8 protein-coding genes are annotated in these 7177 nt (G+C 75.5%); 1 reads left to right on the top strand and 7 read right to left on the bottom strand.

Annotated elements, in window-relative coordinates; translation table 11 throughout:
• Positions 1-1665, top strand: a 1665-nt coding sequence (locus J1M40_RS10180; protein WP_206450771.1) for an SDR family oxidoreductase, incomplete at its 5' end; no start/stop codon positions are given.
• On the opposite strand, the gene crtX is transcribed toward J1M40_RS10180, so the two are convergent.
• Genes crtX through J1M40_RS10145 form a run of 7 tightly spaced genes read right to left on the bottom strand, consistent with a single transcriptional unit; the run spans position 1650 to position 7177 of the window.
• Positions 1650-2441: a C50 carotenoid glucosyltransferase CrtX gene (gene crtX / locus J1M40_RS10175; RefSeq protein WP_061866791.1), complete on the bottom strand. Its 792-nt coding sequence runs from the start codon at positions 2439-2441 to the stop codon at positions 1650-1652. The genes J1M40_RS10180 and crtX overlap by 16 nt on opposite strands.
• Entirely contained in the window at positions 2438-3046 is a 609-nt protein-coding gene (locus J1M40_RS10170) for a hypothetical protein (protein ID WP_144825831.1), read from the bottom strand. Before J1M40_RS10170 ends, crtX begins: the two co-directional genes overlap by 4 nt.
• Positions 2991-3347: a C50 carotenoid gamma-cyclase subunit beta CrtYh gene (gene crtYh, locus J1M40_RS10165; RefSeq protein ID WP_144825832.1), complete on the bottom strand. Its 357-nt coding sequence runs from the start codon at positions 3345-3347 to the stop codon at positions 2991-2993. Before crtYh ends, J1M40_RS10170 begins: the two co-directional genes overlap by 56 nt.
• The gene (gene crtYg / locus J1M40_RS10160) at positions 3344-3733 is read right to left on the bottom strand and encodes a C50 carotenoid gamma-cyclase subunit alpha CrtYg (protein WP_101966186.1); all 390 of its coding nucleotides are present in this window, start codon (positions 3731-3733) and stop codon (positions 3344-3346) included. Before crtYg ends, crtYh begins: the two co-directional genes overlap by 4 nt.
• Complete coding sequence (locus tag J1M40_RS10155) at positions 3703-4587, bottom strand: prenyltransferase (protein WP_101966187.1); 885 nt, start codon at positions 4585-4587, stop codon at positions 3703-3705. The genes crtYg and J1M40_RS10155 overlap by 31 nt, the downstream gene beginning before the upstream one ends.
• The gene (crtI, locus tag J1M40_RS10150; RefSeq protein WP_101966188.1) at positions 4584-6284 is read right to left on the bottom strand and encodes a phytoene desaturase family protein; all 1701 of its coding nucleotides are present in this window, start codon (positions 6282-6284) and stop codon (positions 4584-4586) included. The genes J1M40_RS10155 and crtI overlap by 4 nt, the downstream gene beginning before the upstream one ends.
• A complete protein-coding gene (locus J1M40_RS10145) occupies positions 6281-7177 on the bottom strand; it encodes a squalene/phytoene synthase family protein (protein ID WP_063189943.1) in 897 nt (298 codons plus the stop codon). Before J1M40_RS10145 ends, crtI begins: the two co-directional genes overlap by 4 nt.

The raw sequence follows: 7177 nt of genomic DNA, 5'->3' as shown, positions 1-7177 counted from the left end.
CCCGTCCCCGCCGGTGCCACGCCGGCGTCCCACACCTCCCCCCTCGGCCTGTCCCTGCCGGACGGCCGGGGCCGTCGCGTCCTCGTCACCGGTGCCACCGGGTACGTGGGCGGGCGCCTCATCCCCGAGCTGCTCGCCGCCGGCTTCGACGTCCGGGCCGGCGCCCGGAACCCCTCCGTCCTCGCGGACCGACCGTGGTCGGACAGCATCGAGGCGGTGGAGCTCGACCTCACCGAGGCGGACCTCGTCGAAGCCGCCATGCAGGACGTGCACACCGTGCTCTACCTCGTGCACTCCATGGGCGGGGGCGGCGACTTCGTGGCCCAGGAGCAGCGGATCGCGGACATCGTGGGCACCGCCGCGGACACGGCCGGCGTGGCCCAGCTCGTCTATCTCTCCGGCCTGCACCCGGACACGGTCCCCGTCGCGGAGCTGTCCGACCACATGCGCTCCCGCGCCCTCGTGGCCGAGCGTCTCGAGCGGGCGGCGACCCCGGCGCTGACGTTCGAGGCCGGGGTGATCATCGGCTCGGGCTCCACCTCGTTCGAGATGATCCGCCATCTCGCCGAGCGGCTGCCCGTGATGCCCGGCCCGTCCTGGCTGAGGAACCGGGTGGAGCCGCTGGCCATCCGCGACGTCCTGTACTACCTCCTGCAGGCCTGCGCCCTCCCGGAGCCCGTGCAGCTGAGGGCCCAGATCGGCAACGGACACCCCCAGTCGTTCGCGAGCGTGCTGGTGGACTACGCCAAGGCCGCCGGCCTGTCCCGACGCATCGTGATCCCCACCCCGTTGCCCTTGAAGACCCTGGCGGGCTTCTGGATCGGCATGGTGACCCCCATCCCGGTCGCGGTGGCCCTGCCCCTGGCCGCATCCCTCGCCGAGGAGGCGGTCGTGGAGGACCGCTCGGTCCGCGACCTCATCCCGGACCCGCCGGGCGGGCTGACCTCCTACATGGACGCCGTGCGGCTGGCGCTGAAGCGGGAGAAGGAGGGTCCCCTGGACGTCACCTTCGACGCGGACCTCCAGAGCTCCGCGGACCCGGCCGCCCCCCTGCCCTCGGATCCCGAGTGGGCCGGCACCACGGTCTACACGGACGAGCGCGAGCGCGAGTCCGACCTGCCCGCGCAGGAGGTGTGGCCGGTGATCGAGTCGGTGGGCGGCGCCAACGGTTGGTATTCCACCCCGCTGCTGTGGAAGATCCGCGGGCTGATGGACAAGTTGGCCGGCGGGCCCGGCCTGACCCGCGGCCGGCGGGACCCGGACCACCTGCGACGCGGCGACGCCGTGGACTGGTGGCGGGTGGAGGACGTGGAGCCGGGGCGGCGGCTGACCCTGCGGGCGGAGATGAAGGCCGGCGGGCGGGCCTGGCTGCAGCTGAGCACCGAGCCGCGGGAGGGCGGAGGCTCCGTCTACCGCCAGCGGGCGGTCTTCATGCCGGACGGCCTGCTCGGACGCGCCTACTGGACCGCCATCCTGCCCTTCCACGCCGTGGTGTTCCCGGAGATGGCCGCGAACATCCTGGCCGAGGCCCAGCGCCGGCACGACGGCGGCGAGCGTCCCCGCACCCGCGGCCTGCTGCGGCCGCTGGTGGACCGGCTGCCCCTGCGTCGCAACCCGTTGGACAGGCGAGCCCGCGGCGCCGGCGGTGCTCAGTCGCGGGACTGACCGTCGGGGCCACGCCCCCAGCGGGGCCGGGGGCGTGCCCGGGCCGCCCGGCGCAGCCACCGCCGCCCGGGGGACAGCCGAGCCCAGTTGACCTGCAGGGTGGTGACGGCCATCCGGCCCTGCCGCACCCGCTGGCGCAGGGAGTGGAAGATGCGCCCGGCGACCTCCACCCGCAGGTCCGGATCGAACCGGATCCGGCGGCCGGCCAAGGCCAGCTGGAAGGACAGGTCCAGGTCATCGTGCACGTCCCCGCGCTCGCGGTGGACGCGGGTCCGCACAGCCTGCCACGCCTCGGCGCGCAGGGCGCAGTTGGAGCCCCAGACGGGGGTGGCCGCCACCGCGGCGCCCGCCCCCCAGCGGTACGCGCCGGTGTAGAGCGCCGCCCGCACCTGTCCCCGGAGGCCGGGCTGGTCGTGGAAGGTCCCCGGCCCGGTGAGGGCGTCGAGCCCGGGGTCGGCGTCGAACCGGGCCACGATCCGTTCGAGCCAGTCCGCGGGCATCCGCGTGTCGGCGTCGCAGCGCACCAGCAGCTCCCCGACCGCGGCGTCCAGGCCGGCGGCCGCCGCGGCCGGGACCCCGCGGCGCGGCTCGTGCACCACCCGCGCGCCGGCGGCGCGGGCGAGCATCGCCGAGTCGTCCACGCAGCCGTTGTCCACCACCACCACCTCCAGCGCCGGCCGGCTCTGGGCGGCCAGCAGGGCGAGGCACACGCGCAGGTGCTCGGCGTCATCGAGCACCGGGACGACCACGGAGACCGTGGGGCGGGCCGGGGTCACCGGGTGCGCTCCCGGCGCACGGCGAGGGCGGCGCCGACCCCGGCGCCGACGAGGTCGGCGGCGAGGTCGCCGATGGTGTCCGTGTAGCCCACACCGATCTCGGGGGTCACCGCCGTGTGCCCCCACCATTCGGCCAGCTCCCACACCACGCCCAGGGCCACGGCGGCGGCCGCGATCCCCAGCCCGGCCAGGCCCGGGCCGAGCAGCGCCACGGCCTGCCCGGCCTCGGTCCCCCGACGCCGGAGCCATGCCCCCACCACCAGTGCCGTCAGACAGGCGACCACGGCGGAGGCGGCGGCGTGCACGAGCAGGTCCAGCGACGGCACCCGCGGGTAGAGGCCGATGACGCTCAGCCACCCGGCCAGCAGCAGGACCGCCTGCGCGGCCCAGTCCAGGACTCCGCCCGGGGCGAGCCAGCGGGTGAGCCACTGGGAGCCGAACACGAGCAGCATCGCCGCCGCGGACGGCCATCCGGCGTGCACAGCCGCGACCGGGACGAGGATCAGGCCGAGCGCGCGCAACAGGTCTGCGGGGATCAGCGGCAGCATGTCAGCGATCGCCCGGGTGGGGGCGGCGTCCCGGCCGACGGCCGCGCCGACCGGCACGAGGACGGCTCGTCAGCAGCAGCCAGAGCGCCGGCAGCAGCAGAGCGGAGCCGAGCGGGTAGGCGAAGTCCTCCACGGGCGCCTGGCCCACGTAGACACCCAGCAGCAGCTCATGGCCGTAGTCGAAGAGCCCCGCGGCGATCATCACGTTGTCGAAGACCGCCGTGAGCACCCACAGGGCCACCAGGGTGGCCGCCACGGCCCGCAGGTGCCCGCCGCGCACGCGGCCGACGAGGGCGGCGCCCACGAGCACGGCCAGGGCGAAGCCCACGAAGACGAGGACGAGGTCGAGGAAGGTCACCGGCTCCCCCCGTCGGTCGGATCGGCCGGCGTCGCGGCACGTCCGTCACGTCCCCGGCCGCGCAGCAGGCGCAGCGCCCCGGTGAACAGCACCATCGTGATCTGGCTGAGGAAGAGCAGGAAGAACCCCTCCTCCAGGGGCAGCTGGGGAGCGAGCATCACCCCGGTCATGTAGGGCGACTGCCGGTGCAGGAACACGCCTTCGGCGATCCCCCACAGGTCCCAGGCGACGAAGTAGGCCACCCCGGCGGCCAGCACCAGCAGCGCCGGGAGCGGGCGATGCCACAGGAACAGCTCGAAGCGCCGGTCCACCAGCAGCATGCAGCCGATGACACCCAGCAGGGCCAGCAGGTAGATCATGCCGCCGCCCCCCGGGTCAGCGCCCACCCGATCAGCAGCAGGGTCACGAGGAAGCCGGTCACGTAGTTCAGGGGGAGGAACAGCTGCCAGCCGCGGTGGGCCGCGCCCGAGGTGGTGTCCGTGATGCGGCGGAAGCGCAGGGTGTTCACCACGTAGGGCACGGCCAGCAGCGCCGCAAGGGGGCCCGGCGGGTCGGTGGCCAGCAGCAGCAGGCCCGCCGCCGCGTACAGGCCGGCGGCGAGCAGGACGGTGCGCCGAGCGCCCAGCACGGTGGCCACCGAGGCCAGGCCCCCCTCCCGGTCCGGCACCACGTCCTGCACCGCCCCGAACATCTGCGAGGCCATGCCCCACAGGAAGAAGGCCCCCAGCAGCGCCGCCAGGGCGGGCGTGGGGGTCGCCCCGGCCAGCACGAGGCCGTAGACCGCGGGGGAGACGAAGTGGGTGGCGGAGGTCGCGGCGTCCAGGAAGGGCCGCTCCTTGAACCGCAGCCCCGCCCAGGAGTACGCCACCACCGCGAACAGGCTCACCGCCAGCACCAGCACGGCGGCCCACTCGCCCCGCACGGCGGACCAGCCCGCGAGCACGGCCACGAACGGGACGGGCAGCAGCACCGACCACACCAGCACCCGGCGGCGCACCGCGGGGTCGCCCAGCACGGAGCCCTCCACGCCCCCCTTGCGGGGGTTGCGCAGGTCCGAGGCGAAGTCGAACACGTCATTGATGCCGTACATGGCCAGGTTGTAGGGCACGAGGAAGAACACGACGCCCAGGACCACCAGCCACGCGGGCAGCCCCCCGGTCAGGATCGCGGCGGCGGCGAACGGGTACGCCGTGTTCACCCAGCTGACCGGCCGGGACGCCCAGAAGAGGGTGCGGATCATGCGCCGCTCCCCCCGGGGCCCGCGGGCCGGGCCCTGCGCGCGTCGTGGCGCAGTTCGTCCCGGACCACTTCGGCGGAGATCAGACACATGGGCACCCCGATGCCCGGGCGCACCGAGGAGCCCGCGTACATCAGGCCGGCCACGTCCGCGTCCCGCACCGAGGGACGGAACATGGCCGACTGCGCCAGCGTGTGCCCGGGGCCCAGCAGCGAACCCCGCCAGGCGTGCACGTCCGCGGCGAAGTCACCGGGCCCGTAGGTGCGCCGCACCACGATGCGCTCGGCCAGGTCCGGGATCCCGGCCCAGCGGGCCAGCTGGTCGAGGGCCCGGTCCGCCACGGCCTCCACCTGGGCGTCCCCGGCGCGGTCCACCCGCCAGCCCTCGCCGTCACGGACCCGGATGCCGCCGCGCCCCCACCCCGGCTCGGCGGGGGCCGGGACGAGGATGAAGAGGTTCTCGTCGCCCTCCGGGGCCACGCCCGGGTCCGTGGCGGAGGTGCGCGAGACGTAGATCGACGTGTCCGCGGCGAGGTCCTCTCCCCGCTCGATGCGCCCGAAGTTGTCCTCCCAGTCCGCCGTGAACAGCAGGGTGTGATGGGCCAGCTGGGGCAGGGATCCGCGCACCCCCACGCACACGAGCACGCCGGAGGGGCCGGGGTCGCGCCGGTCCCACGTGGACTCCGCGACGCGCCGGCCGGGAGGCAGCAGACGGGTCTGCACGTGGTGCAGGTCCGCGGCGGCCACCACCACATCGGCGTCGAGGCGTCCCGCGGCGCCGTCGTCGGACCGCCAGGCGACGCCGGTCACCTGGCCCGGGCGGCGACGTCGGCCCTCGTCCCCGCGGGCTGCTCCCGGCCTGGGCAGGCGGGCGGCCAGGCGTCCGAGGCGGCCGGCGGGGGCGGGACGGTCCACCACCTCGACGGCGGTCGCCTCGACCCCGGTGCGGATCTCCACGCCGGCCTCGCGCACGACCTCCGCCATGGCGTCCACGAGGGCCGCGAACCCGCCGAGGGGGTACTGCACGCCGTCGGCGAGGTCCAGATGGGACATCAGGTGGTACATGGCGGGGGCACGGTCGGGGGACGTGCCGAGGAAGACCGCCGGGTAGCCCAGGATCTGGCGCAGCCGGGGATCCTGGAAGCGGGCCGCCACGTGGGAGCGCAGGCCCCCCAGCAGCTGGGGCCCGAGGGCCGGCAGGGCGCGCAGGACGTCCGGGTGGGCCAGGGCGGCCGGCCGGCGGAAGTCCGTGTAGAGGAAGTGCTCCTTGGCGAGCCCGTAGATCCGGGACGCGGAGTCGAGGTAGGCCCGCAGCCGGCGCCCGGCGCCGGGCTCGAGGGACTCGAACAGCGTCTCCGCGTGGCCGGTGCGCACGTCCACGGGGGGCTCGTGGAGGTGCCCCTCGAAGTACACCCGGTAGCCGGGGTCCAGACGGCGCAGGTCCAGCCGTTCGGCGGCGGAGGTCCCCATGAGGCGGAACCAGCGGTCGATCACCTCGGGCATCAGGTACCAGGAGGGCCCGGTATCGAAGGTGAACCCCGCCTCAGACCAGCGTCCGGCACGGCCGCCCAAGACGGCGCCGCGCTCCAGCAGCGTCACCCGGTGCCCGTCGCGGGCCAACAGGCCCGCCGTGGCCAGTCCGGCGAACCCGCCGCCCACCACCACGGTGCGCGGGCCGAGAGCGGTGTCCCGGGCGCTCATCGGCGGCCTCCCCGGCGGCCCCGTGCCAGGACGCGGGCGGCGATCCGGGCCTTCTGATGGTCCGGCACCCGGACACGGCGGTGGGCCAGCTCGGCCGCCGGGGTCGCCTCGATCCGGTCCACCAGGGCCGCGAACAGTCCGTGCGCCAGGGCCACGGCGCGCCCGGCCCCGGGGTCCAGGACACGGATGCCGGGCAGGGCGGCGTCGAGGTCGGCGCGGACCTCGGCCACGAGCTCGGCCTTGCGGGCCTCGGTGAGCACGCCCGGTGCGGCACCGGGCAGGTAGGTGCGGCCCAGCTCGTGGTGGTCCGCGGCCAGGTCCCTGAGGAAGTTGACCTTCTGGAACGCCGCCCCCAGCCGGGAGGCCTGCGCGCGCAGCTCCTGCCGCTGGCCCGGGGTCCGGGCCCGCGTGCCGGGGAGGGAGAGGAAGACCTGCAGGCACATCAGCCCCACCACCTCGGCCGAGCCGTGGATGTAGGCGTCCAGCGACTCGGCGCCGTGCTCGCGGATCCCCAGGTCCGCGCGCATGGAGGCGAAGAAGGGACGGGTCAGCTCCGGGGTGATGCCGTGGCGACGGGCCACGTCGGCGAAGGCGTGCAGGACCGGGTCGGTGGCGAAGCCCGACGCCATCGCGGCCTCACACGCCCGCTCGTAGTCGTCCAGGGCGGCGCGGACCCCGGCCTCGTCGAGCCCGGCGGCCACCGCGACGCCGTCGACCACCTCGTCGGCGACGCGGACCATGGCGTAGATCGTGGCCACGTCCTGGCGTGCCTGCCGGGGCAGGGTGCGGCAGGCCCAGGAGAAGGACGTGGAGTAGCGGCGGATCACCTGGGCCGCTGCGGCGTGGGCCGTCCGCGTGTACAGCGCGGCAGGGCTCGGGGTGGGCGCGGCCAT

The sequence above is a fragment of the Micrococcus sp. KRD026 genome (genome assembly GCF_017168445.1).
GTDB lineage: Bacteria > Actinomycetota > Actinomycetes > Actinomycetales > Micrococcaceae > Micrococcus > Micrococcus luteus.
The sequence above is the reverse complement of the archived record's forward strand: the minus strand, read 5'-3'. Positions and strand labels throughout refer to the sequence as shown.

Excerpts from the sequence above, each read along its gene's own strand:
- J1M40_RS10155 (WP_101966187.1), bottom strand. The coding sequence starts at position 4,587 with ATGATCCGCACCCTCTTCTGGGCGTCCCGGCCGGTCAGCTGGGTGAAC.
- crtI (WP_101966188.1), bottom strand. The coding sequence starts at position 6,284 with ATGAGCGCCCGGGACACCGCTCTCGGCCCGCGCACCGTGGTGGTGGGC.
- J1M40_RS10145 (WP_063189943.1), bottom strand. The coding sequence starts at position 7,177 with ATGGCCGCGCCCACCCCGAGCCCTGCCGCGCTGTACACGCGGACGGCC.